The sequence below is a fragment of the Bacillus sp. P14.5 genome (assembly GCF_003316765.1).
Classification (GTDB): domain Bacteria; phylum Bacillota; class Bacilli; order Bacillales; family Bacillaceae_B; genus Rossellomorea.
Genome location: NZ_NIJF01000025.1, coordinates 16,571 through 41,247 on the forward strand (window position 1 = coordinate 16,571; position 24,677 = coordinate 41,247).

Genomic DNA, 24,677 nt, shown 5'->3' on the forward strand with positions numbered 1-24,677 from the left:
CAATTCCTCAACCTTGTTTAATAGATTACCAGGTCTTAAAAGGAGGCGAGCCTGGAGGCGCATTTATGACCATATCGACTACCGGCAGCACATAAGCCATGGCTACCAGGACCAGCATGATAATGATCCATACACCCCATCGTTCAGTCCAATAGGGCGTTCTGCTGGCATGGCCCTCTTCCTCTGCGATGGGAAACTCCGTCTCACCTTTTGGCGCACGGAACATTAGATGGAAAACCGCATAAACCTGGATGATCACGCCCACCATCAATAGCGTTCCTCCTATAGCCAGCAGGAACAAGTAAGGATCCCAGCTCAGTGCTGTCGCATGATCTCCATACGTTGTATAAGAGGTCCTTCTTGGTGACCCGAGCAAACCAACATAGTGCATTGCTCCAGACATAAACAACATTCCGACAGCCCAGATGATGGTCTGGATGACACCCAGCCTATTGATAGCAGATGTTAAAATCCGGCCTGAAATAAACGGGACGAGCCAGTAGCTAATGCCAAAGAAAGTAAGAATTGCGGTGGTCCCTAGTGTCAAATGGAAGTGCCCGACGATCCACATTGTATTGTGAACGACCTGATCCAACTGGTTCGTGCTTTGCACGATGCCTCCCGCTCCTCCGGGAATGAAAGCAGCCATGGCAACAAACGGGGCAAGGAATCTTACGTCTCCCCATGGCATCTTCTTATACCAGCCTACAAATCCCTTTCCTCCCTGCTTCCTTGCCGTCCGTTCAAATACTCGGAACATGGCATAAGCAGTCATCAAGGAAGGAAATCCGATGGCTAGGCTCATGAATACATGCATGAATTTAATAGACTCTGAAATTCCAGGATCGATTATCTGATGGTGAAATCCGCCGGTGATATTCATCACGACCAGCCCAATGATCACAACCCGGGTCAATGTGTCGCTGAAACGTCGTCCGCCAATAATTTTCGGGACAATTACATACCATGCAGATATGGCGGTTAGATACCAAATATTTACCAGTGTGTGACCAAACGCCCAAAACAAGGTCCGGGCTACCATGACATTGATGGTTTCAACCCAGCCAAATGCCCATGGAATAATCATTAACACTTCAACAGTGACTGGCAGGCTTCCGAAAAACAGGAGGACAAAAACGCCTGTGGCGAAATAGGTCAGAATTGGCAAATGCTTTCCTTTATTCGCCTTTCTCCAGCCGGCAACATTGATGAATGCCCCAAACGCTGCCATCCAGACACCAAGTACAATAAAAACCAATCCAATGTAGAAGTACGGAGAGGCAGCCATAGGCGGATAAAAAGTGTACATAACAGATGCTTTGTTCTGGAGAATAGGAATTACGGCCATGACAAACCCAATGATCTTCATCCAAAATCCAGTCCAGGCCATCTTCCTTGTGAGGGGAACAATTCCTCCTAAAGTATGGGATAATGCCGCATAGAAATAACCAATGGTAAAAAAGGCTGAAAGGACGACAACCAGGAGTAGTCCATGGGCTGTCAGTATTTGATAGTAATTAGCCCATGAAGGTAATTCCAATACTCCGGCGCGGTTCAACCCTTGCAATAATCCCAGGACTCCTCCCAGCAGCAATGCTGCAAAAGCAACAGATATATATGATTTCGTTAAACGTGAATCTTCAATGCTGATTCCCAACACTTTCTTCGTTTTTTCGTTAAATGAGTGGATTTGTACGGCTTCCATGCTGCGTCCCTCCTTTATTTCACCGTTATAGTTGTGCTCATCGCTTGATGACCGGCTCCGCAGTATTCATTGCAAAGAGCAAGATAACTGCCAGGCTCATCAAATGTCTGTTTAATTTTTTGGATTTGGCCGGGCATGACCATGGCATTCACATTGGTATTGGCAATTTGGAATCCATGCACTACGTCTTTTGATGTCAAAACGAAGTGGACAGTTGCTCCTGCTGGAACCTCAATTTCTGAAGGCGTGAAGGTGAATAACTGCAGGGTCATTACCACTTCATACTCATTTTCACCGATCTGCCTTATACCGGGTTTATCGAAAGGTGCTGTCTCGTCTACTTTTTGTGGATCAATTGTTTCCTGATGACTAGGCGGCCCCATCCCGAAGGCATATGCCTGATAACCGGTAATGATCATAAAACCCATAATCAGTCCAAAACTAAGTGTAAGCCAGATTTTCTCATCCAAATGCATTTTCAAACCCCTCCCTATACTCGATCCATGTAGATTCCAAACAAAAGAAAGTAAGTTAAAAGAATGACCAGTCCCACAACTCCAACCGAGATCCATGTGCCAATTTTGGATTCTTGCCGATCAGCGCCCTTTTCTCTCGCCGTTTTCATGAAATCCCCTCCCTTATTAGGTTCTTATCATCATCATAATTGATAATGATTATCATTTTTGTGATTCATATCACAACTTATGTGTCTAAAAAAACACAAAAAAGCTGCTCCATATTTTTAGAGCAGCTCTTTATAAAATATCTTCTATTCGACTACCAGCAGTGCTGTCATTTCCTGATGACCTTCCCCGCAAGGGATGTTACATTTTATTGTGTATTCTCCCGCTTTCAGATTGGCCGTTGCTTTCCCTTCTCCGTCAATATTTATATCAGTACCATCGATTGTTATGCCATGGTAACCATCGGCATTTTTCAAGTTGATTGTTACATTTCCTGCAGGTACTGTGTACTCCTGCTTATCAAACTCCCAGTTCGAAGCCTCCACTGTCACAGTGTTTCCTTCATTGCTGCTGGCATCCTCCGATCCGCAAGCAGCCATCGTCAAGATGCTGATGAGTAGAAGCGGTAATAACCATAATCCTTTTTTCATTTCAATCGGCTCCTTTCATTTTTCTGTCTTTACTATATCAGCATCCATTTAACCAAAAAGTGATTGGTATCACATTATCAAAATTTCTTTTTGACTTTTTTCAACAGACAAAAAAGGAAGTGCCTTTCCCGGCCTCCCTTTTACCCTCCAATATAAGACATCTCAATTTTTTCTCTTTTCTTGCCAGCTTCCGTCCTAATTTCTGAGTAACGGTCATCCCGTCTTACCCAGATGTCTTGTACCTTTTTAAGGATTTGCGTATCAGTGAATCCTTCCCTCAGCATTGTCCTGAGGTCAAAGCCTGAGGATGCGAACAGACAAGTATAAAGTTTTCCGTCTGTGGAAAGCCGCGCCCTTGTACATGAACCGCAAAAAGTTTCTGAAACAGAGGAAATAAAACCAACTTCTGATTTGGAACCTTTATACTTGTATCTTTTGGCCACTTCGCCAAAATAATCCTTGCTGACTGGCTCAAGCGGAAATTTACTATGGATCATTTCATATAGCTCTTTCTTGGTGACGACATCTTTTAAATTCCAGCCGTTCGTAGAGCCAACATCCATGAACTCGATAAAACGTAGCATGATTACCTCTTTCATGAAGAATTCAGCCATTGGCATGACCTGGTCATCATTCAGCCCTTTTTTTACCACCATGTTGACCTTTACTTCCAACCCAATCTCTCTTGCTTCAAAGATTCCTTTCAATACTGGTGACACACCAGTATTCATATTATTGATTGATTTAAAAACATCATCATCCAGCGTATCGAGGCTTACATTCACTCTGCAGATACCTGCATCCTTTAATGCCTGGGCATATTTAGCCAGGAACACACCATTGGTTGTCAGAGTAAGATATTTAATTCCCTTGATTGCCGAAAGTTGTTTGATTAATACAGGCAAATCTCTTCTCAGCAAAGGTTCCCCGCCGGTCAGCCTAATTTTTTCCACTCCTATTTCAGCGAAAATTTCAGCTGTGCGGACAATTTCTTCAAATGATAGTATTTCATCGTTATTCATAAACGGATAATCGGGTCCGAATATTTCCTTAGGCATGCAGTAGCTGCAGCGAAAATTACATCTGTCAGTAACGGAGATTCTCAAATCCCGTAATGGACGGGATAAAGTATCGGTCGTAAGCATTTCCTGACTCTCTCCTTTTTTCTTTCTGATGTTGGTCATCTTACCATCCTAGTTCGCAAACAGGTATGACATACATCACACTCAGATCAAATAACTTTCATAATCCTGTCTGGTGTTAATATTATGGAAAGACGCTTCTTCTCCAATAAAACCTTCTTCTATATATAAGGTGGATATATCGGAAAGCAGGGAGTGCATCTTTAATTGTTTATCCATGAGGAGTTGGCTGACCCTTTCCAAGACAGAACGATGGTAAAGTCCTATCAACGGCTGCTTTTTTCCATTTATGACGGGAATCACGGCCTGATACTTTTCGTTTCTGTAGGTAAGGAGTTTTGTTAGAATGCTGGCACTAATCATCGGTACATCGACGGGGGTAACCAAATACCATTCAGCTTTGCAGACTTTCATCGCTGTATAAAGTCCCGCTAAAGGGCCAGCCCCCTTGAATATCTCCTCATCCATCACTACCTGCAAGTCCAGCTGTTTTTTATAGAATGAATAGAAATCTTCATTTGTCACAAGGATGGTATCTTCTGCCACAATTTTCAATGCTTCAATGGAATATCTATATAAAGGCTTTCCTTTATAATCCGCCAGTGCTTTGTTACTCCCGAACCTTTTTGAATACCCCCCTGCCATGACAACACCGATTGTCCTGTTCATAGTCATAAAATACCCAACTTTCTTCCTGATGGTCTATTGTATATTAAATAATAACATGATAACTTAGATGTTAGTGTGATATATGTTACAGTCACTAACTGATATGTTAATCCCTCTATAAAAAACACTCAATGTTACACGGTCAATGGAACAATACTTTCAATAGGGTGGAGTGATTGGTTATGGCAATAAATTCATTCAGGGTAAGTGACACAGAGTTAATTTCCGAAGAGCTGAAAAATGTACTGATGTCTATCAGTACCACAAGAAAAATCAAGGGTCATACCTTTTTGTTTCAGGAAGGCGAAGATGCCTCCGAATTATATTTAATTAAATCAGGTCTCTTCCAGATCAGCAAACTGACAATGGAAGGCAGAGAACTAAATATGAGGATCTGCAAAGCCAACGATATTATTGGTGAGTTGACCTTATTCACAACAGATGCAAAATATATGCTCAGTGCCCTGTCACTTTCTGACAGTGAAGTACTTGTTATAAAAAAAGAGGTCCTGGAAGCAGAATTAGTAAAGAATGCTGTTTTGACATTTGAATTCATGAAATGGATCAGCACCCACCTAAGAAAAAACCAGTCTAAAATCAGGGATCTCGTGATGCACGGAAAGAAAGGCGCTCTTTATTCTACTTTAATCCGCTTCACCAACAGTTACGGAGTCGACACCGACGAAGGAATCTTGATTGATATCCATCTGACCAATCAGGAGTTTGCCAAATTTTGTGCCGCAACCCGTGAGAGTGTCAATCGTATGCTAAGTGAGCTGAAAAAAAGAGGAGCCATTGGCATGACATCCGATGGAAGAATCATTGTGAAAGACCTACAGTACCTTAGAGATGAAATTGGCTGCGAAGACTGCCCGATCAGCATTTGCAATATAGATTAATGCTTTAATAAATTCAATTGATATTTCCCAAGCTATCTTAAATAAAAGGTAGCTTTTTTATTTTGTTTTTGTTAGCCTGCTGTGATGTTCTTCACAACTCTCAAGAATCTCATTTGCTACGATACCCTTATCAAGAATATCCTATCGTCCTTGAAAGGAGCAATTAGCAATGAAGAGTCCAAAAATCCAACTTTCTCTTCAAACATCAAGTTTAGTAGCAGGCTTCATGATCTGGGTCATCATATCATCTTTAATGCCAAATATTAAGCAGGATATTGAGCTGAGCAGCCAAGAGGCAGCGCTTGTGACGGCCATACCGGTCATACTCGGTTCACTCCTGAGGGTGCCATTAGGTTTTTATACAAACCGATTTGGCGCGAGAATCATCTTTACCTTAAGTTTCTTTCTATTAATGATACCTGTGTTCTATATCAGTATTGCTGATTCGTTAATGGATTTGATCATTGGCGGGCTATTAATCGGTATCGGTGGCGCTACCTTTTCAATCGGGGTTACATCTCTGCCTAAATACTTTGACCCTGGCAAACATGGTCTGGTTAACGGAATCTATGGAGCAGGCAATATCGGAACAGCCATCACCGCTTTTGCCGCACCGGTAATAGCCGGTTCAATTGGCTGGCAGATGACGGTAAGACTTTATCTCGTTTTATTGATTGTGTTCGGTCTCCTCAATCTGATCTTGGGTGATAAACAAGAGAAAAAAGTGAATCTCCCAATCATGAAACAAGTAAAAGAAGTTTATAAAAATACGACTTTATGGAGTTTAAGTCTGTTTTATTTCATTACGTTTGGTGCATTTGTGGCTTTTACCGTATACCTGCCAAACTTCCTAGTGAACCATTTCGGGATGACACCGGTGGATGCCGGACTCCGCACAGCAGGATTTATTGCCCTGGCTACGTTAATGCGCCCGATTGGAGGCTACTTGTCCGATAAATTCAATCCATTCGCGATTTTGATCTTTGTATTCGCCGGATTAACTTTTTCAGGGATATTGCTTTCATTTTCACCTACTTTGCTGCTCTATACCATTGGCGTACTGACCGTTGCCTTCTGCGCAGGTATCGGCAACGGAACCGTCTTTAAACTTGTCCCGATGTACTTTTCTAAACAAGCTGGTATTGTGAATGGGATTGTATCAGCGATCGGGGGCCTTGGAGGCTTCTTCCCTCCTTTGGTACTCACGACTGTTTTCGGAGCCACCGGACATTATGCGATTGGTTTCATGGCCTTATCTGAATTTGCTTTAGCCAGCTTGATTATCGTGCTGTGGATGTTCTTCCAGGAAAAGTTGAGCGTTGAAAGTAAAATTATAAAAAGCACTGCTCAAGGCATGCTCATTACGGATTCAAGTGGCGTGATTCAAAAGATCAACCCTGCTTTTACAAAACTGACAGGATATGAACAGGATGAAGTGATTGGCATGAGACCAAATGTCCTTCAGTCTGGAAAACACACAAAATCATTCTATGCTCAACTTTGGAATCAGGTCCGGGAGAAAGGTTTCTGGCAAGGTGAGATATGGAACAAGCGGAAAAACGGCGAAATCTATCTGGAATGGCTGACCATCAGTGAAGTATGCAACGATGCTGGGGAAGTGAAATACTATGTAGGCCAATTCAGTGATATCACCACTGAGAAAAGGAAAGTCAACTAAAAGCAAAAAGCTGTCCAATCAAGATATAGTGGACAGCTTTTCATCTTTTTATTAAATTTAAGTAATCTATAAACCAAGTTTCAAAATCCTCCTGATGAAAGGATTGGAAGTTCCGCACCCCTTTTTCAGTCTTCAGCTTAGAAATGTTTTCACCCACAACCGCAATGACATTCTCAAGATCGGCTGTCAGATGAAGATCTTCATCTCTTCTGACCAGGACAATCTTAGGGAAGGTTTCCTGCTTGAAGCCTTCTACGATAATCAAATCCAACTCTATCAGCCGATAAAATTCAAGGATTTTTTCAAGCGTCCATTTCTTGTTAAGGATAGACAGATTAAGAGTGCCACCGCCCTCCACACCGGAAATCAGAGCTCCTGCTTTTTGGTGTCTCGCGCTGTCCGTTCCAGGCAGAACATCGGGTGTACCGTGTCCATGATGCTTGCAGGAACCAACCTGATATCCTTTCTCGGATGAGATTTTTATTAATTTTGAAGATAGAGTGGTTTTCCCGCTCTTCTTATATCCGACAACCTGAATGATGTTCACTTATTTCAGCCCCAATTTATTGTTTATCTTTCATGGGTTAGTATAAAGGAAGAATACATTCCTATCAATACAGCCCGCATGATCAAAAATATTTTCAAGAGGTGACTACGATGTCAGAATTAACGCATTTTAATCAGCAAGGCAGGGCCAAGATGGTCGATATCTCAGACAAGAACGATACAACCCGTACAGCAGCAGCCCGATCCAGCATCAAGGTAAATAAAGAAATCTATGAAAAAATTGTTGGCAATCATTTCAGCAAAGGGGATGTACTGGCGGTTGCACAAGTGGCCGGCATTATGGCGTCCAAACAGACTTCCTCCGTCATTCCCATGTGCCACCCGATTCCCATCAGCGGTGTCGATATCCGCTTTGATTGGACAATTGAGAATGATATGCATGAGCTGATCATCAATACAGAGGTAAAAACTAAAGGAAGCACCGGTGTTGAAATGGAAGCATTGACTGCCGCATCCATCACTGCACTTACCGTTTATGACATGTGTAAAGCTGCTGACAAAGGCATGGTAATAGGCGAAACATTCCTTCTTGAAAAAACAGGCGGGAAAAATGGCGACTATAAACGAAAATCATGAATAAAATCCCCTCGGCGTGAATGACCAAGGGGATTTTTTCATGGACTTTTATAAGAAGTTTGAACAGAACTGATAGACATTTATGATCTTTTTTCCATTCCCCTGATGAGCAGCAGCAATAAGAATGAGAGTGAAATGCTTACAAAAACATACTGCCAGGCAAGACGGTTTTCCCCGGACTCCAGCGCAAGATAGATGGCAGTCGAGATAGTTTGTGTTTTTCCGGGAATGTTCCCCGCAAACATCAGGGTTGCCCCAAATTCCCCGAGTGCTCTTGTAAAGCTGAGGACAATACCCATCATCAGTGATTTAACAGCGAGCGGGATCGACACATAGTAAAACACCTTCCGCTCGCCCGCACCATCGACCCTGGCCGCCTCTTCTATATCTTGATTGACACCGGAAAACCCAGTTTTAGCTGCCTGGTACATCAGTGGAAATGCTACCACGACTGACGCTATTACTGCAGCTGTTTTAGTAAAAAGGATTGTTTGTCCGAATAATAACTCAATGAATTCTCCAACCGGACTGTTGATTCCAAAAACAATCAATAATAAAAACCAATAACTGAAGGAGGTAAAACCAACGGCAATAGAAAAATAGTTTCAAGAACATTCGTTGATCTCTTGTTGGAGGCTCTTAATTTATAGGCTGAATATACACCGACAATGAATGTAATCACTGTTGCTGAAGCAGCTACTAGTATCGATAATTGTATGGGAAACCAAAATCCGGACATCTTTTACACCTACTGAAATTCATTTGTTTCTGTCTCAAAACCGTATCTCTCAAATATCTTTAAAGCTCTTTGTCCTTCTAAAAACTCCAGAAAAAGCATGGATTCTTCTTTGTGTTCACCAGCTTCTACCAATCCGCCCCAATACAGGATGGGTGAGTGAGTAGCGGCATCAAACCTGCGGATGACCCTACTGTCCTGAACGGCCATAGCGTCGCTTTCATAGACAATCCCGGCATCAGCTGCCCCGTGGTCAAGAAGAGTCATGACATGACGGACATCTTTCGCATAAACCGTTCTGGGTAAAGCTTCTTTCCAAACGCCCATATTCTCAAGGGCCTGCTTGGCATAGAACCCCGCGGGTACTGTTTCAGGTGTACCGATTGACAATTTAAAATTCCTTTCTATTACATCGTTCAGTCCTGAAACCTGGCTATCCTGCCTGACAACCAGCACAAGACTGTTTGAAAACAATCTGTCTCCTGCTGATACGGCTCCACTGTCTGCTAAAGCCTGATAATCTTTTTCTGAAGCTGATAAAAAGATATCTATCGGAGCCCCTTGATCAATCTGTTTACGGAGAGATCCGCTTGAACCAAAGTTATAAGAGAGTTTGATCTCTGGATATTCAGTTTCAAATTGGTCCTTCACCTCTTTAAGGCTGTCCTTCAAGCTTGCAGCTGCGGAGATGGTAAGTTCGACTTTTTCTGAATCAGTACTTGTGCAGGCTGACAATAAAAGAATACAGGCCAATAGTAAAATAAAAATTGATTTATTCAACAGTCCGCCCTCACCTTTTATCTTTATTTAACTCAGCTGTGATATGGCGCAGTTCAGGCAAAATAAGCTTCTCCATCGCCAATCTGACCGCACCGGTTGACCCCGGTACAGAAAAGATAACTTTCCCTTTACTTATACCTGCAATTGCACGGGATAAAATGGCAGACGAACCGATGTCTTCTGTATAACTTAAATAGCGGAACAATTCACCGAAACCGGGAAGTTCCTTTTGAAGAAGCGGCTGGATTGATTCAATCGTGACATCCCTCATCGCAATCCCTGTACCCCCGTTCAGCAGAACCGCATCTATATCACTATTATGCAGTCCTGATTGTACAGCCGTAGTAATATCTTCTTTCTCATCTTTTACTATCTCATAATCACTTACGATATGCCCTTCCAGCAACAGCCTCTCTTTCATCAAGCTCCCGCTTTTATCAGTCTCCCAGTTCCTGGTATCACTCACCGTTATTATTTTGCAACACACTTGGGTTTCGTTGTTTGGTATATGGTTATGAGCCATTGTCTGCACTCCATTCTTTTTTAGTTCTGCTTAAATTTTATCATCAGTGGCTTCCTTGCCTTGTGAAAAAAATCACTCCCGGCTAATCGCCTTTCGTAAAAAAGGAACGAACAGTAAAAAAGTTAAAAAATCACTTTGTTTGTGATGACTATCACGGCTGTGTCTTATCTAAACTTGTAGAATGGATAGTGAAAGGATTATCCAAAAGGAGGAGTAAAAGTTATGTTGTCATGTCATCGTAATGGTCAATTCATTGAGGGACTGCCTCTTTCCCCCAGCCTTCAAATGTTGAAGAATGAACATGTTGCCTTGAACGACCAAAAACAGACTATCTATGATCAATCACGCAGTTTAATATCATCTATTTCAAAAGGTATATATAAAGTAGAGGCACTCATTGATTTAAGAGATAATGTACAGATTTTCTTCAAGGAACTTCATATTCACTCGGAAAAGGAAGAAGAATACCTTTTCAATATGATGGCAGTCCATATGGATCGGCACTCCGGCCCGCTGGCTGTCATGGAATTTGAGCATGAGGAAGCGAAACGCCTCATCAATCAGTTCCTCGTTAATACTGAACAATCCGAGGATGGCCGGGATACCACTGCGGCGATAGAAAATTGCCGGCTGATTATTGAAGCCTATCATGTGCTGTCTTCCCATTTCATGAAAGAAGAGCAGGTTCTCTTTCCTATGGCAGAGAACGTGCTGACTGATGAACAAAAAGAAGATCTTTGGAGGCATGTAGCGAGTGCGTCTTAAGGTAATGCAGAGAACCTATCGACTACTGTGATAATTCGATGTCTTTTTTCAATTCCGATATGAATCTCCAGCTGGATACCAGAGCAATTCATGGCTTTATCGGCTATTTTGGAATCTCATCAAAGATTCCTTCCGGTCATTTATCGGCGATTCTCAAATTTTATCAGCGAATTTCAAGATTTATCGACCGGCCGACAAAATTTAACAAAACAAAAAGCTCATGAGAGGCAATCTCCTTAAATGAGCTTTTTATTTTCTAATCAACCTCCGCTGACAGGCGGGATCATCGCAACCGTATCACCAGATTTCACTAAGTCTTCCGAAACAGCAAATTTTTCATTCACTGCAGCCATGACATTTTCCATCTTGGATAAGTGGTACTGATCCGTTAAGAGTTTTTTTAAATCCCCCACTGTTAATTCTCCCTTAGCAATTTCAAGCTGCGCCCTACCTGCTTCTTCCTGCAGGTGGGCAAATAATAATACTTTTATCATTTCTCTTCATCTCCCTCTAAGTCAGGTTTCCCTGATGGATACGCCTTCGTTTCACGCTGATCGCCAATCCATGTTTCTCCGTCTTCCCAATGTTCCTTTTTCCAGATCGGAACAATCTCTTTAATTCTCTCAATCGCATACTCGTTTGCTTCATATGCAACTTTTCTGTGTGGGGAAGAAACCGCTATGACGACAGCTATGTCGGAAATATCCAACCGGCCGATCCTGTGAGTTATTGCCATTTGGACACCCGGCCATTTTTCTTCCGCTTCTATTGAAATCTTCTCCAGCATTTTTACAGCCATCGGGATATACGCCTGATATTCAAGGTAAAGAGTCCGCTTCCCTTTTGTCCACTCTCTTACCGTACCTATAAAGGTGGTGATGGCCCCTGCATCTCTTCTTTCAACCTTGGCTATGACTTCGTCTGTCAAAATCGGCTCTGTCACGATTTCAAATCTATTCATTTTTCATTCTCCTTGTATATATAAGTCTACCTTTCTTCCAAAAGAACAATTTCGATTTCCATCCCTTTTTCAAATCCTCTTGTTCCGCCGGGCAGTTCTATGAACGCATTAGCGGATGCAAGCGAGGAGACTACACTTGATTTATCAAGACCTGACGGGATTGCCGTCAACCTGCCGTCTTCAAAAAACACAGACGCCCTTACAAAACGCGTAAACGGATTCGGCTTCTTGAAGTCGGCACCCAGGATTCCTTCGACTTTTTTTAAGTGTGGTTCTTTCACATGCAGATACGTTTGGATTACCGGACGGGTCAATAGTTCAAACCCGACATAGCAGGCTGAAGGGTTTCCGGATAAACCAAAGAGCAGCTTTCCGTCTTTTTCAGCTACAGTCGTAACACTTCCAGGCCTCATTCCGATTTTATTAAAAAGGACATTCGCCCCCATTTTTTCATAAATCTCCGGGAGATAATCATAGTCACCGACAGATACTCCTCCTGTTGTGATAAAGATGTCGACTTCTTCCATCGCTGTCGTTACTTGCCGGAAACATTCTTCAAGATCATCTTGGAATTGTCCGAAATAAATGCCTACTCCGCCAGCTCTTTCAATTTGAGAGAGAATCATATACGTATTGCTGTTCCTGATTTTTCCTGGCTCAAGTGCCTCGTTCACCTCAAGCAGTTCACTGCCAGTCGCAATGACGCCCACCCTTGGTTTCCGAATGACCGTTACGTCCCGGTATCCGAAAGTTGCCAAAAGAGCCGTGACACCCGGATTAATAAACGTTCCTTTCTGGACAAGAATGGCGCCTTTCCTTGTCTCTTCTCCCTTGAATGAAATGTTGTCACCCACTTGGTATTTTCGGTTGATCTCTACATAGCTGACATCATTTTCAATAGATGATTTCGTCAATTCCAGCATGACGACCGCACTGCAGCCTTCGGGGATTTGTGCCCCCGTCATAATCCGTACAGCCTGGCCGCTCTCAACCCTGCCAGAAAAGACACTGCCTGCACCGATTTCTCCAACCACCTCAAGCTTGGCAGGAAGTTCCCGGCTGGCGTTTTCTGTATCTTCAGCCCTGATGGCAAAACCATCATAAGGAGATCGATTGAACGAGGGAACGTCGTGGTCTGCCACTAAATCCCCGCCTAAATACCGTCCGTGTGCTTTTGTTATATCCACTATTTCACTGTCTCCAGCAAAAGCCAGTTCCATTACCTTTTCCACAGCTTCCGTTACTTTTATCGGAGTTCTTTTCGTGAGCATCCGTTCCATTCCTTTCTAGCCTACTAATCTATAATAAATACTTTTTGCCTTTTCTATATCTGCAGTTCCGTGTATCAGCGTTCTTCCATCTGCGAAGAATACAAGACGGTAAGAGTCATATTCATAGGATATCAAATAAGAATTACTGTTAAGTTTCTTCAAGTGAGACAATTGCTTATCAAGTTGATCCAAATCAACCTCTTTACTGCCCGGCCGAATTTGGACAGTGTTTCTGCCGCAAAGTACGGCTGCCTTCGTCATATTTTCATATTTTAAAAAGGTATATTTAGGGCTGCTGCCGCAAGCCGGGCAATTGTCCCTCTTTGATTTTGTTACATCCATCGTGTAGAACTGATTATTCCAGAGGTCAAATGTATGAAGCCCCTTCCTCAAAGCTTTATAATCTTCAACAAGAATTTTTAATGCTTCCGTAGTTTGAAGGGCTGTCACCATCCCCACAGCGGGAGAAATGATTCCTGCGGTATCACAGGTAGCACCGGCGAGCGGGATTCCCTGCATCAGGCAGTTCAGACATGGCGTTTCTTCCGGAATAATCGTGTAAGACATTCCAGTGCTTCCCACACATGATCCGTAGATCCAGGGAATATTAAATTTTTGCGATAAATCATTTATGACCATACGGATGTCAAAGTTGTCGGTAGCATCCATGATAAGATCGACATTTTCAAGTAAAGGCGGCAGCGATCGAGCATTTGCATCTATGACATGAACTTCGATCTTCGTTTCTGAATTGATTCTGTTTAATGCCTTTTTTGCGGCTATTGCCTTTGGAAATTGTAACTTCGCATCTTCTTCATCAAATAACTGCTGCCTTTGCAGGTTGCTCCACTCTACATAATCACGGTCAACAAGAGTCAGTCTGCCTATGCCCGCTCGGACGAGAGACTCCGCATTGGAAGTCCCCAATGCACCACAACCAACGACTAGGACGTGCTTATTCCTGATTTTGTTTTGTCCGCTTTCCCCAATGGGATTAAACAGGATCTGTCTTGAATAACGGTCATCCAATGTAATGTCTCCCTTTCAATCTATAAATATAAAGTACTGACTATATGTTAAGAGTAATAAATGTCACAGCGATAACGCTGTCTATAACCTATACTAATAGTGAAGAGAGAAAAACGCAGTGATGTATTTCACATGGTAAGGAGGAAAATGAATGCTATCTGTAAAAGTAGATATACAAAACAAGGAAGAGCTGCATCTGCCATTATTAAAACAGGGATTTTCAAATAAAACCGGTTCATATATATATAAGGAAAACAATCGGGAACTTCTAAGAGGGGAATATGTTACCGAGAGCAGCAGTTTTCTTTTTGAATTCTCACCAGGGTTAAATTTGGAGGGATATACCACAATCCACCGTTTATTGAATAAAATTATTAATGATGGTGAGCTCAAGTTTGATGATACCAACAGTCTCCTTGGCTATTTAAAAAATGGAGAAGGTGCATATATACTGACCAACTGGTCTCAATGGCACGAATTTCTTCAAGATGCAAAATTGAAGTCACTGGAAGGGAAAAAAGTCAGGGTATTAAACGAAACTGATCAGGAACTGGCTTCAGGCCTTTATGTTGAATGCAAGAAAGATGAGATAACAAATAAAATTATAAAGTGCACTGTCATTACATTATTTGGCGAAAGATCGTATAAAGGTGAGGCTTTAAAAATTGAACCTACTAATGAGTGGTGAACCAAAGATCAGGCATAGGATGCTCCTGATCTTTTTTGGTTTTTATTCTAATGAGAAATGTTAATGAACAAGCTTAGGTATCGCGCAAAGTAAAAACACATGAAGCAAAGGCAGTAACAATACCATAAAAAAGAGAGAACCACCCCAATGGTTCTCTCTTTTCCGTTCTCACTTCGTGTACTCCTGTTTTCTCCATCGTAAATAAATCACAAAACAAATGATGGAAGAAACAAAAGCGATGGAAGAATACGTCCAAACATGTTCATGTTCCTGTCCGAAATAGGCTTCTATCGTCCACTGCAGCATGATGACGTTCAATGCCATAGTAATAAAAATGCCGATCCAGTACTTTTTATTCGCCATGGCGGACTTTCCTTCCGACTGCATAAACATATCCGTCTTTTACTTCGAGCTCGATTAATGGCAGTTCTCTTTGCGGAGGACCGGCAAGCGGATGGCCATTGTCTACACTGAAAAATCCTCTATGGCACGGGCAAAGTAATACGGATTCTTCTTTTTCGTAAAACACAGGACATTGGAGATGAGTACATTTATTATTATAGGCCTTCAATTTCCCTTCCTTCGTGTGGACTATGATAGCCGGCTCAGCCTCAGTAGGGTAGTTAAAATTCATGGAGCTATCTTTTGGTATATCAGAAAGTTTTCCGATCAATTTTCTGTTTTTATCTTCTTCCTTTTCATTTAAAGCCAACACAGAGAATGGCAATGTCGCCAGTCCCAATGTAATGGAAGCTCCAACTGCCGATTTCAAAAACGCTCTGCGATTAAATTTCAGGTCTTCATCTCTGTTCAGGTTATCTACCAGATTGATCATGTCATCCTGTGTGTCTTTGCTGTTTCTCTTTTGTTTGTTATTCATATTAGAGCTCTCCTCTCTCGGTTAATCCGTATAGACGCCAAAGAATTCCGGTACATAATCCCACTTATTGCCCTCTTGAGGTTTTTTCCCCTCAACAAGATTCATCTGGGAACGTTTTCTGCGCAACTGCTGCATTTCCTCAAACTCGATGAAGCGGATCGCATCACTTGGGCAGACGGATGCACACATCGGAGCGATATCATGTTTTGAACGGTCATAACACATATCACATTTGTACATTTTGTTTTCTTCAAAATCGAATTTCGGAATACCGAACGGACAACCGAATGTACAGTTTCGGCAGCCGATACATTTCTCCTCCATCGCAGAAAGTACAACGCCCTCTTCCGTAATTTGGATGGCATTGGCCGGGCAGACCCTGGCACAGGCAGGGTCTTTACATTGCATACATAACATTGGATAGGTTTGGCGGCTTTCCGTAAAGTCTACATATTCAACATAATTTCGTTCTTTCGCATCGTGGTCCCCGCATTCACGGCAGGCAGCTTGACATGCCCGGCAGCCGATACATCGTTCAAATTCCAAATACATTATTTTGTTCATTATTCTGGCTCCTTCCCATGGTTATTCTATTACGCTTTTTCCATTCTCAATGAGCAGACTTTGAATTCCGGCATCCTTGAAATTGGGTCCAGACAGTCACTTGTCAATTGGTTTACAGCCAGTTCTTCTCCCCAATGATATGGAACAAAAACGGTATCTTTTCTGATAGCTTTTGTAATACGTGTTTTGATGGTCATATGTGATCTCGGAGTAGTCAGCTTCACCATGTCCCCATCTGCCAGGCCGTATTTGCTTGCCAGCGCTGGATGCATTTCAGCATACGGCTCAGGACACTGCTGCATAAGGAAATCCACTCTCCGTGTCTGGTTTCCTGTGAGATAGTGGAAGACAACCCTTCCAGTTGTAAGGAACAGTGGAAACTCACTGGTAGGTATTTCTCCCGCGTTTTTCCATCTGATGACAGCCAGGTTGGCTTTTCCGTCCGGTGTTCCAAATGATTCCTGGAACATCGTTGGCGTTCCTGGATGATCTTCTGAAGGGCAGGGCCAGAATACACCATCTTCTTTATCTATGCGTTCCCATGTAATACCGTAGTAGTCCGCTTTGCCTCCCTTGGTTGCAAGACGGAATTCATCGAATATTTCACTCGCCTCTTTATAAGGGAAATACTTTCCTCTTCCCATTCTTTCTGCAATCATCCCTATGATTTTCCAATCAGGCTGGGATTCACCAAGCGGTTCTGTTACCTTGCGGATATGGATGACCCTGCCTTCAAGGTTAGTGGTCGTACCCTCGTCTTCTGCCCATGTCGTTGCAGGCAGGACTACATCGGCAAATTTGGCGGTTTCGGATAGGAAGAAATCACTGACCACCAGAAAATCCAATGCCCTGAATCCTTTCCAGACATGCTCAAGATTAGGGGCGGATACTGCAGGATTACTGCAGATGACGTGCATTCCGCGGATGGTTCCATTTAACATCTCATCAAACATCTCATAGGCTGACACACCCGGCTTTGGCATTTCACTCGGGTCAATTCCCCATACTTTTGAGACATATTTCACTGCTTCTGGATCAGTCAATTTCCGGTAACCTGGCAGCAAATCGGCTTTTTGGCCGTGCTCCCTTCCCCCCTGTCCATTTCCCTGGCCTGTAAAGGTTGCTACACCTGACGCAAATTTTCCAATCTGACCTCTCAAAAGAGCCATTGATGTATATAAAGATACATTATCAACACCCTTTCTTTGCTGCTCAACCCCTCTGGCAAACATCACAACTGAGCGTGGAGACATGCCATAGATGTGAGCAGCTTTGATGATTTTATCAATTGAAATCCCTGTAATTTCTGAAGTATATTCAGGTGTGAATTTTGCAACGTTTGCTTTTAATTCTTCAAAGTTATTGCAGCGCTTCTCCACATACTCGTGATTCACATACCCCTCTTTGATTAAGATATGGAGCATGCCATTCGCTAAGGCCGAATCTGTACCCGGTTTTAAGTCAAGATGGACATCCGCTACCCGGGCTGTTGGTGTTTCCCTTGGGTCCGCTACAATTAGCTTGGCCCCTTTGTCCTTCGCTCTCCACAGCCACTGAATACTTGTCGGATGGCATTCTGCTGTATTGGATCCTGCAATAAAGAAACAATCTGTGTGTTCTAACTCTGGCCAAGGAAGCGTAGATCCTCGGTCGATACCAAGTGTCTTCAAAAATCCACCGGCAGCAGAACTCATACAGAAGCGTCCATTATAATCGATGAATCTTGTTCCAAGCCCGACCCTTGCATATTTTCCGACCAAATAACATTTTTCATTTGTCATGGATACGCCGCCGAATACAGACAGAGCATCCTTGCCGCTTTCCCTTTGGATTCTTTTAAAATTTTCTTCTATTACGTCCAGTGCTTCTTTCCAAGAAGACTCTACAAATTCACCGTTCTTTTTAATCAAGGGCTTCAGGATTCTATCTTTATGATCAACAGTCTGATAAGCAGTTACCCCTTTTGGACACATTTTACCGTTCGTCACAGGCCAGTCATAACGGGGTTCCACTCCGACTACTTTATTGTTTTTTCATTTACCCTTATGTGCATTCCGCACTGCATCCCGCAGTAACAGCAATGGGTGGTGATGAGTTTCTCACCTGGCTTATGAAGGTTCTTAACTCCTTCTTTTGCTAAAAACTGGCTCATCATTTACTTCCTCCCTTTTGGTGTTTTTCCAATTCTTTCTGGACATGTTCAGGAAACTTATAATAATCATTCTGTCTTGTTTTACTAAAGCCTGACAGGTGAATTCCATTATTGGTTAAAATAGGTTTTTCTTTTTCTTGCACTTGTTGTTCCATATTCATTTGCTTCATGACCCTGATCCGTCTTCGGCATGCCGGGCAATAATCTGATAGGTAGCTACCGTCCGCAAGCTGCAAGTCAAAACTCTGCACATGAAGAATTTCCTGGACATCAATGATTTGATCGTTGGAGCTGTAGGCCGTTCCACAGCTTCGACAAAGCTTTGTATCAACCTTCCACTCTTCCTGATAGTTCATTGGGACAGCCGTTGCAAGCGGCCTGATCGGCAGATGGAACAGTTTTCCGAATGGGAAGTATATAAGAAGGACAACGACCGTAATTTGATGAATAAGTGTCAGATAGTGATGCATCCAGCCGTCTAAAAGAGCGTAAGAAACCGTCAACACCAATCCTGTGACCGTAACTGCTAACAGCAATATCAGTGGGAAGAGGTCAAATTCGGCCCTTTGTGTCACCTTCACATCCTGGCTGACAATCCTTCTGGCTAATGCCATGCTCACTCCTATCAAGACCATGGTGGCCGTGATATTCAATCCGTTGTACACCATTTCGGCAAACAGTCCGTGAGCAGCCATCGTAATCGTATCGACACCCATCACGACGATTACGTAGGTCTCCGGATCGACCAGTTCAAAATGCATCCAGCCGAAAGTCAATCCGAATGTGATGGCAAATGACCCTATGCAGCCCCAGGCAATAAGAACATGCTGTACTCCTCTGTAAATTCCTCTTTTAAAAATGAACTTTTGCAATATGATATTTTCAAAGGCAGTCTTGAGTATCGCCCTTACATTTCTTTTTTGCCTTTTCTTCGTTCTTAAATTTTGAAAACTTCTTTTAACCACCTGCTTAGTGGCAGGTCTGAGCAGCCATGAACACATTCTTACAGTTAAACCGATGGCGAAAATTAAGGAAGATATGAGATATCCCATCAGTGCCATATCAAAATGGAGAAACTTTTCAGTCCCGACCCAGACCGTAAACAACAGAAACAAAATAATGAAGAAAGCGAATTTGCTTGTTTTAGAATAAAATGAACGTTCTAATGACTTCACCATTCCAAACCCCCCATGTGACTTTTTTTACATCTAAGGAACTCAATTTTTGTTAGGGTTGAATTAAGTTACTGATGCAGCAATTTCCTTTATTGTAATGAAAGAAGATATATTGCACTGTGAAGTTCATCACAGGAAAGGAAATTCATCAAATAAATTTTATGAGGTGTTTAAATATGTTAGCAAAACATGTTATTGCGGTGACAAGCGGAAAAGGCGGAGTCGGAAAATCAACGGTTTCAACAAACCTGGCCATATCCCTGGCACGAAGAGGCAAGAATGTCGCATTGATTGACCTTGATATTTACGGTTTCAGCATTCCTAAAATAATGAATCTTACAGACCGTCCTAAAACGTTCAATGGAAAAATCATTCCTGTGGAATCACACGGAGTGAAGATCATGTCCATGGGATTTTTAATAAAAAATAATGAACCGGTCGTTTGGAGAGGACCGATGCTCGGAAAGATGGTGGAGCATTTCAGTAAAGATGTCATGTGGGGTGAGCTTGATTATTGCATTCTCGACATGCCTCCGGGAACCGGTGACATCGCCCTGGATATGCATCATCACATTCCGCAAAGCAAGGAAATCATCGTGACCACGCCTCACCAAACTGCTGCCCTTGTTGCAGAGAGGGCAGGTACAATGGCACTCAAGGCAAAACACGACATTCTTGGCGTAGTCGAGAATATGTCCTACTTCCAACCAATGGACAGCCAGACGAAGTATCATTTATTTGGAACAGGCGGCGGAGAGATTCTGGCCGAAACCCTTAGAGCCGACCTGTTGGCTCAACTGCCAATCCAGGAACCGGACACAGATTCTGAGACACAAGCTATCTACGAAGAAGGCTCCCTTCTATTCGAACACTATGAAAACCTGGCTTCTCTTATTGAGAAAAAGACAATTTAATAGTAAAAAAGGAATTACCTGTGTGAGGGTAATTCCTTTTTGTTTATATAGTTTACTGTTATTGTGCTATTCTTGTTTTCACTTGCTTATTCAGCGTTGATTGGAGCGGAGGTGCGTGATCTCCTGCGGGATAAGCTTTCGTGATTCCTTCATCTAATGCAAAGAGTCCTCCAATCTATATGTCGCTGACCGGACGCTTCCGCTTTTAAAATCACCGCTCGCCCCGCGGAGTCACGCACCTGTAGGGGAAATCAACCTTTCTTTTATTTGTTTAACAACCTTGATTCTAAACAGTATTTATAAAAGAATGATCATACTAACCAAGAAAAAAGCTGAATTGATAATCTCACTGATTCCCAACTGCATGATGCTCAACTTCCGTCCATATAACACAAATGCCCTTACAACGCTCGGGATGAACGGGATGACCATCAGGTAAGCCGGACTGAATATTGGCATCATGGCCAACAGTGATAGATGATAACCCCATGAATACAATCGGAAAGTCTTATTCTTCTTCTCTCTTATCATCGTTTTCACAAAAAAGGTGCTTCCCAGAAAGAACAAGAATGAATAAAAGAGCAGCGACCATCCCTCTATATCAATCTCTCCAGATCCCAAGTAAAAACTTGCCAGGCCGCCGATACAAAATTCAATAATTGCTATAACATCGTTCGTAAATGCTCTCTCTTTTTTCTTTTTAGCAAAATATATATTGACCAGAAAGAACGGGATCATGGCAACACCAAAATACAACATCCTCCAGTCAAACAGAAGTACAGTGACCAACATGAACATGCTGATCCCCAAATAAATGGCCGACCATTTTACATACTCACTTTTTTTCTTTCCTTTGACCAGCATCAACATTGGATAGGTAGCCAGGTAGAGAAACAACCAGCCTATCAACAATGGGATATGCGGTAATTCAAAAGAACTTTCCGATATGCCCAATATAAAAGGAACCAATAGCATTGCCCAGGCTCCATGCTGTTTTGGCAATAATGGTTTCAACTTACTCTCCCCCTTTTTCTCTCATTCGATCTCATTATAATGAATATTTTCTTTTAACCATGTGATGTACTTCACTTACATACCGCCTTGTTTTCCTTACCATTGAAGTAAATTAAGGAATGGAGGAGTTTCAATGTTTGATCGGGACTTTAATGAAAATCCCTTCATCGTCATTTGGGAGCTGACGAGGGCCTGTGAACTCCACTGCCTTCACTGCAGGGCGGAAGCACAGCATCACCGTCATCCCCTGGAACTTGATTTTGAAGAAGGAAAGAAGTTGGTTGACTCCATCTATGAGATGGATAATCCTATGCTCGTCTTTACCGGAGGAGATCCACTGATGCGTCCGGATGTATATGATATTGCTTCTTATGCCATCCAAAAAGGACTGCGGGTTTCCATGACACCCAGCGCAACTCCGAATGTAACAAAAGAAGCCATTAAAAAAGCCAAGGAAGTGGGCTTATCCAGATGGGCATTCAGTTTGGATGGTCCGACAGCAGAAATCCATGATCATTTCCGGGGAACCAGCGGCTCATTTGATTTGACGATGAAAGCCATTGACTATATCCATGAGCTGGAGCTCCCCCTTCAGATCAATACGGTCATCTCAAGATATAATGTGGATGTTTTGGATGAAATGGCCGAACTGGTTGAAAAGTTGGACTGTGTCCTTTGGAGTGTATTTTTCCTCGTACCGATCGGGAGAGGAAAAGAAAGGGATATGATTACGCCTGTTCAGCATGAAAAAGTTTTCCGCTGGCTAAATGATTTAAGTAAAAAGGTGCGTTTTGATATTAAAACCACGGCCGCACAGCATTACCGCAGGGTGGTCATAACGGATAAAATGCAGCGTAACAGGGATGAAACCAGGTCCATCCAATATCAAGATGCTCTTCAAGCAGGAAAGACAGGAAGTTTCGATGGTCTCGGGAGGGCTCCTCGAGGGGTTAACGATGGAAATGGCTTTGTATTCATTTCCCATATCGGAGATGTCTATCCGAGCGGGCTACTTCCTGTTAAAGCAGGGAATGTCCGGGTGAAACCACTGCCAGAGATTTACCGGCACTCCCCTATTTTTAAAGAGCTGAGAGATCCCGATTCCTATAAAGGGAAATGCGGACAATGTGAGTTCAAATATGTATGCGGGGGCTCACGTTCAAGGGCATATGCACTCACCGGAGATTATTTGGAAAGTGAACCGGCATGTGTTTATATACCGAAAAGTATGCGGGCTAAGAAACAGGCTGAGCGCTAAAAAAAAGGAGGTTCTTCATGAAGAGGAATGAGATTGAAAACCATTTGAAAGCAGTATCTTTATTTAAAGATCTCTCAGAGGAAGAACTCAAGCCTTTTATTAATATTTCATCTTGCAGAACCTATAATAGGCGTTCAGTTGTCTTTATGCAGGAAGACAAACTCGATCGCGTATTTTTTATCTACTCCGGCAAGGTGAAAATCCACAAAATGGACTTATCGGGCAGGGAACAAATTGTTTCGGTACTGGAAGCCGGGGATATGTTCCCCCATGCCGGTTTCTTCCGAAAAGGATCCTTTCCTGCGAATGCAGAAATAATCGAGAATGCCCAACTGATCGTCATTCCGATTGCCGAATTTGAAAAAGTCCTGCTCAATAACCCGGAACTATGTATAAAGATATTCAAGGTCCTAGGAGAAAAAATTGTAGATCTGCACAACCGGCTGGAAGAACAGATCCTCCACAACACTTTTGAACAGATCATCATGCTGTTAATTCGATTAGCCAGGTCAAACGGATGCTCACATGGTGATAAATGGAAAATCACCACCCAGTTCACCAACAGGGAACTAGCTAACATGATCGGAACCACCAGAGAAACCGTCAGCCGAAACCTTAACTACCTTCGAAAAAAAGGGCTCTTGGAAATTGATGAAAATGGGTGTCTCGTCATCGACTGCAACCTCCTTGAATCTGAAGTATCATAATTTTTCTGGATTATGTGATATGCATCACAAAACATTACATTTTCTTTTGATATCTTAGAGTCAGAAAGAATAATTGGAGGGATTACAATGGAACAAACATTTACAGGAGAAGCTTTAATAAGTGACATCGTAAAAAAATTCCCGAAAGCCAGTGACCTATTTAAATCCTATCGTATTGATTTCTGCTGTGGAGGAAACCGCCCATTGATCGAAGCACTAGAAGAAAGAAAGCTTTCTTTAAATGAGGTACTATCAGAACTGAATAACCTATATAAAAAGTCCAAAGATTTAAATGAAAAATCAATTGATTGGGAGAAAAGCTCCTCTTCAAAATTGATTGATTATATCATCGATAAGCATCACAGCTACTTAAACGAAGAACTGCCTTTATTAAGCCCTTACGTTACCAAGGTGTACCGTGTCCATGGTGAGCGCCACTCTCACTTAGGCAGGGTCCATAAGCTGTTTTATGATATTAAATCGGAATTGATCCAGCATACGGTCAAAGAAGAAACGGAAGATTTTCCATTAATTTTGGCTTATGAGGAAAATCCTACAGCTGAAAACAAGGAAAAACTGCAGCATATCATTAGTGAACTCGAAACCGAACATAGTTCTGCAGGCAATAAATTGAAAGAACTTCGTGAAGTCACGAATGATTTTACACCGCCTGAAGAAGCATGCGGCACTTACAGACTGGTATACCAACGGTTGGAAGCTTTGGAGAGCGATCTATTCGAACATATTCACCTGGAGAACAATATCCTGTTTCCACGTGCCATTTCTTGAAAGTCAATTCCAAACCAACAGTTGAAGGTGGAGCGTTGTCGAAAGAGTTAAGGCAACTGACTATTTGATACGCATGCTGCTCGACTCTTTCTTTCATTTTGTAAAACATACTGATCTCTCG

At 42.4% G+C, this 24,677-nt stretch carries 27 protein-coding genes and 2 pseudogenes; 9 read left to right on the top strand and 20 right to left on the bottom strand.

Features of this window, described 5'->3' with window-relative positions; translation table 11 throughout:
• Nucleotides 1-25: 25 nt before the first annotated feature.
• From B9Z54_RS03025 to mobA, 6 genes are all read right to left on the bottom strand, one after another.
• Nucleotides 26-1,705: a cbb3-type cytochrome c oxidase subunit I gene (locus B9Z54_RS03025; protein ID WP_113927042.1), complete on the bottom strand. Its 1,680-nt coding sequence runs from the start codon at nt 1,703-1,705 to the stop codon at nt 26-28.
• Nucleotides 1,706-1,719: 14 nt separating this feature from the next.
• On the bottom strand, nt 1,720-2,181 hold the full coding sequence (locus B9Z54_RS03030; RefSeq protein ID WP_113927043.1) for a cytochrome c oxidase subunit II: 462 nt from the start codon (nt 2,179-2,181) through the stop codon (nt 1,720-1,722).
• Nucleotides 2,182-2,195: 14 nt separating this feature from the next.
• On the bottom strand, nt 2,196-2,330 hold the full coding sequence (locus B9Z54_RS26055; protein ID WP_275887773.1) for a hypothetical protein: 135 nt from the start codon (nt 2,328-2,330) through the stop codon (nt 2,196-2,198).
• Between the two features lie 144 nt (nt 2,331-2,474).
• Nucleotides 2,475-2,819: a cupredoxin domain-containing protein gene (locus tag B9Z54_RS03035; RefSeq protein ID WP_113927044.1), complete on the bottom strand. Its 345-nt coding sequence runs from the start codon at nt 2,817-2,819 to the stop codon at nt 2,475-2,477.
• 140 nt (nt 2,820-2,959) lie between these two features.
• Entirely contained in the window at nt 2,960-3,964 is a 1,005-nt protein-coding gene (moaA, locus tag B9Z54_RS03040; protein ID WP_113927076.1) for a GTP 3',8-cyclase MoaA, read from the bottom strand.
• An 81-nt stretch (nt 3,965-4,045) separates the two neighbouring features.
• A complete protein-coding gene (gene mobA, locus B9Z54_RS03045; RefSeq protein ID WP_162785073.1) occupies nt 4,046-4,630 on the bottom strand; it encodes a molybdenum cofactor guanylyltransferase in 585 nt (194 codons plus the stop codon).
• Between the two features lie 182 nt (nt 4,631-4,812).
• Here mobA and B9Z54_RS03050 point away from each other — a divergent pair, with 182 nt between their 5' ends.
• Both B9Z54_RS03050 and B9Z54_RS03055 read left to right on the top strand, forming a co-directional pair.
• Nucleotides 4,813-5,529 (top strand): Crp/Fnr family transcriptional regulator, encoded by a 717-nt coding sequence (locus B9Z54_RS03050; protein ID WP_113927046.1) that lies wholly within the window; start codon nt 4,813-4,815, stop codon nt 5,527-5,529.
• A gap of 169 nt (nt 5,530-5,698) precedes the next feature.
• Complete coding sequence (locus B9Z54_RS03055; protein WP_113927047.1) at nt 5,699-7,207, top strand: nitrate/nitrite transporter; 1,509 nt, start codon at nt 5,699-5,701, stop codon at nt 7,205-7,207.
• Nucleotides 7,208-7,247: 40 nt separating this feature from the next.
• On the opposite strand, the gene mobB is transcribed toward B9Z54_RS03055, so the two are convergent.
• Nucleotides 7,248-7,754, bottom strand: coding sequence for a molybdopterin-guanine dinucleotide biosynthesis protein B (gene mobB / locus B9Z54_RS03060; protein ID WP_113927048.1), 507 nt, complete (start codon nt 7,752-7,754; stop codon nt 7,248-7,250).
• A gap of 110 nt (nt 7,755-7,864) precedes the next feature.
• Here mobB and moaC point away from each other — a divergent pair, with 110 nt between their 5' ends.
• Complete coding sequence (moaC, locus tag B9Z54_RS03065; protein ID WP_113927049.1) at nt 7,865-8,350, top strand: cyclic pyranopterin monophosphate synthase MoaC; 486 nt, start codon at nt 7,865-7,867, stop codon at nt 8,348-8,350.
• 80 nt (nt 8,351-8,430) lie between these two features.
• Here the strand turns inward: moaC and modB are convergent.
• The 3 genes and pseudogenes from modB to B9Z54_RS03080 all read right to left on the bottom strand — a co-directional run bounded on the left by modB (nt 8,431) and on the right by B9Z54_RS03080 (nt 10,389).
• Nucleotides 8,431-9,089: pseudogene (modB, locus tag B9Z54_RS03070) on the bottom strand (molybdate ABC transporter permease subunit).
• A 9-nt stretch (nt 9,090-9,098) separates the two neighbouring features.
• Complete coding sequence (modA, locus tag B9Z54_RS03075; protein WP_162785074.1) at nt 9,099-9,866, bottom strand: molybdate ABC transporter substrate-binding protein; 768 nt, start codon at nt 9,864-9,866, stop codon at nt 9,099-9,101.
• Between the two features lie 10 nt (nt 9,867-9,876).
• A complete protein-coding gene (locus tag B9Z54_RS03080; protein ID WP_113927051.1) occupies nt 9,877-10,389 on the bottom strand; it encodes a MogA/MoaB family molybdenum cofactor biosynthesis protein in 513 nt (170 codons plus the stop codon).
• Nucleotides 10,390-10,611: 222 nt separating this feature from the next.
• Between B9Z54_RS03080 and B9Z54_RS03085 the strand changes: the two genes are divergently transcribed.
• Nucleotides 10,612-11,154 (top strand): hemerythrin domain-containing protein, encoded by a 543-nt coding sequence (locus tag B9Z54_RS03085; RefSeq protein ID WP_113927052.1) that lies wholly within the window; start codon nt 10,612-10,614, stop codon nt 11,152-11,154.
• A 260-nt stretch (nt 11,155-11,414) separates the two neighbouring features.
• Here B9Z54_RS03085 and moaD read toward each other — a convergent pair whose 3' ends face one another.
• Genes moaD through B9Z54_RS03110 form a run of 4 tightly spaced genes read right to left on the bottom strand, consistent with a single transcriptional unit; the run spans nt 11,415 to nt 14,415 of the window.
• Entirely contained in the window at nt 11,415-11,648 is a 234-nt protein-coding gene (gene moaD / locus B9Z54_RS03095) for a molybdopterin converting factor subunit 1 (protein WP_113927054.1), read from the bottom strand.
• Nucleotides 11,645-12,115, bottom strand: a complete 471-nt coding sequence (locus tag B9Z54_RS03100; protein ID WP_113927055.1) for a molybdenum cofactor biosynthesis protein MoaE — start codon at nt 12,113-12,115, stop codon at nt 11,645-11,647. The genes moaD and B9Z54_RS03100 overlap by 4 nt, the downstream gene beginning before the upstream one ends.
• A 26-nt stretch (nt 12,116-12,141) precedes the next feature.
• Nucleotides 12,142-13,386: a molybdopterin molybdotransferase MoeA gene (locus B9Z54_RS03105; protein WP_113927056.1), complete on the bottom strand. Its 1,245-nt coding sequence runs from the start codon at nt 13,384-13,386 to the stop codon at nt 12,142-12,144.
• Nucleotides 13,387-13,401: 15 nt separating this feature from the next.
• Nucleotides 13,402-14,415, bottom strand: a complete 1,014-nt coding sequence (locus B9Z54_RS03110; RefSeq protein WP_113927057.1) for a MoeB/ThiF family adenylyltransferase — start codon at nt 14,413-14,415, stop codon at nt 13,402-13,404.
• A gap of 151 nt (nt 14,416-14,566) precedes the next feature.
• Between B9Z54_RS03110 and B9Z54_RS03115 the strand changes: the two genes are divergently transcribed.
• Nucleotides 14,567-15,103 carry a hypothetical protein gene (locus B9Z54_RS03115; RefSeq protein WP_113927058.1) on the top strand — a complete coding sequence of 179 codons (537 nt, stop codon included), beginning with the start codon at nt 14,567-14,569 and terminating at the stop codon, nt 15,101-15,103.
• 168 nt (nt 15,104-15,271) lie between these two features.
• On the opposite strand, the gene B9Z54_RS03120 is transcribed toward B9Z54_RS03115, so the two are convergent.
• The 5 genes and pseudogenes from B9Z54_RS03120 to B9Z54_RS03140 all read right to left on the bottom strand — a co-directional run bounded on the left by B9Z54_RS03120 (nt 15,272) and on the right by B9Z54_RS03140 (nt 19,877).
• Nucleotides 15,272-15,466, bottom strand: coding sequence for a hypothetical protein (locus B9Z54_RS03120; RefSeq protein WP_113927059.1), 195 nt, complete (start codon nt 15,464-15,466; stop codon nt 15,272-15,274).
• Entirely contained in the window at nt 15,456-15,983 is a 528-nt protein-coding gene (locus tag B9Z54_RS03125) for a QcrA and Rieske domain-containing protein (protein ID WP_113927060.1), read from the bottom strand. The genes B9Z54_RS03120 and B9Z54_RS03125 overlap by 11 nt, the downstream gene beginning before the upstream one ends.
• A 21-nt stretch (nt 15,984-16,004) precedes the next feature.
• Nucleotides 16,005-16,547 (bottom strand): 4Fe-4S dicluster domain-containing protein, encoded by a 543-nt coding sequence (locus B9Z54_RS03130; RefSeq protein WP_113927061.1) that lies wholly within the window; start codon nt 16,545-16,547, stop codon nt 16,005-16,007.
• A 29-nt stretch (nt 16,548-16,576) separates the two neighbouring features.
• Nucleotides 16,577-18,702, bottom strand: a pseudogene (gene fdhF, locus B9Z54_RS03135) (formate dehydrogenase subunit alpha).
• Entirely contained in the window at nt 18,699-19,877 is a 1,179-nt protein-coding gene (locus B9Z54_RS03140) for an MFS transporter (RefSeq protein WP_205207663.1), read from the bottom strand. Before B9Z54_RS03140 ends, fdhF begins: the two are co-directional and overlap by 4 nt.
• Nucleotides 19,878-20,050: 173 nt before the next feature.
• Between B9Z54_RS03140 and B9Z54_RS03145 the strand changes: the two genes are divergently transcribed.
• Nucleotides 20,051-20,788 (top strand): Mrp/NBP35 family ATP-binding protein, encoded by a 738-nt coding sequence (locus B9Z54_RS03145; RefSeq protein WP_345840680.1) that lies wholly within the window; start codon nt 20,051-20,053, stop codon nt 20,786-20,788.
• Nucleotides 20,789-21,085: 297 nt separating this feature from the next.
• Here B9Z54_RS03145 and B9Z54_RS03150 read toward each other — a convergent pair whose 3' ends face one another.
• Entirely contained in the window at nt 21,086-21,802 is a 717-nt protein-coding gene (locus B9Z54_RS03150; protein ID WP_113927062.1) for a YwiC-like family protein, read from the bottom strand.
• A gap of 133 nt (nt 21,803-21,935) precedes the next feature.
• On the opposite strand from B9Z54_RS03150, the gene B9Z54_RS03155 reads away from it, so the two are divergent.
• From B9Z54_RS03155 to ric, 3 genes are all read left to right on the top strand, one after another.
• On the top strand, nt 21,936-23,060 hold the full coding sequence (locus B9Z54_RS03155; protein WP_113927063.1) for a TIGR04053 family radical SAM/SPASM domain-containing protein: 1,125 nt from the start codon (nt 21,936-21,938) through the stop codon (nt 23,058-23,060).
• A gap of 17 nt (nt 23,061-23,077) precedes the next feature.
• Entirely contained in the window at nt 23,078-23,767 is a 690-nt protein-coding gene (locus tag B9Z54_RS03160; protein ID WP_113927064.1) for a Crp/Fnr family transcriptional regulator, read from the top strand.
• An 87-nt stretch (nt 23,768-23,854) separates the two neighbouring features.
• Nucleotides 23,855-24,556, top strand: coding sequence for an iron-sulfur cluster repair di-iron protein (gene ric / locus B9Z54_RS03165; protein ID WP_113927065.1), 702 nt, complete (start codon nt 23,855-23,857; stop codon nt 24,554-24,556).
• Nucleotides 24,557-24,677 lie beyond the last annotated feature (121 nt).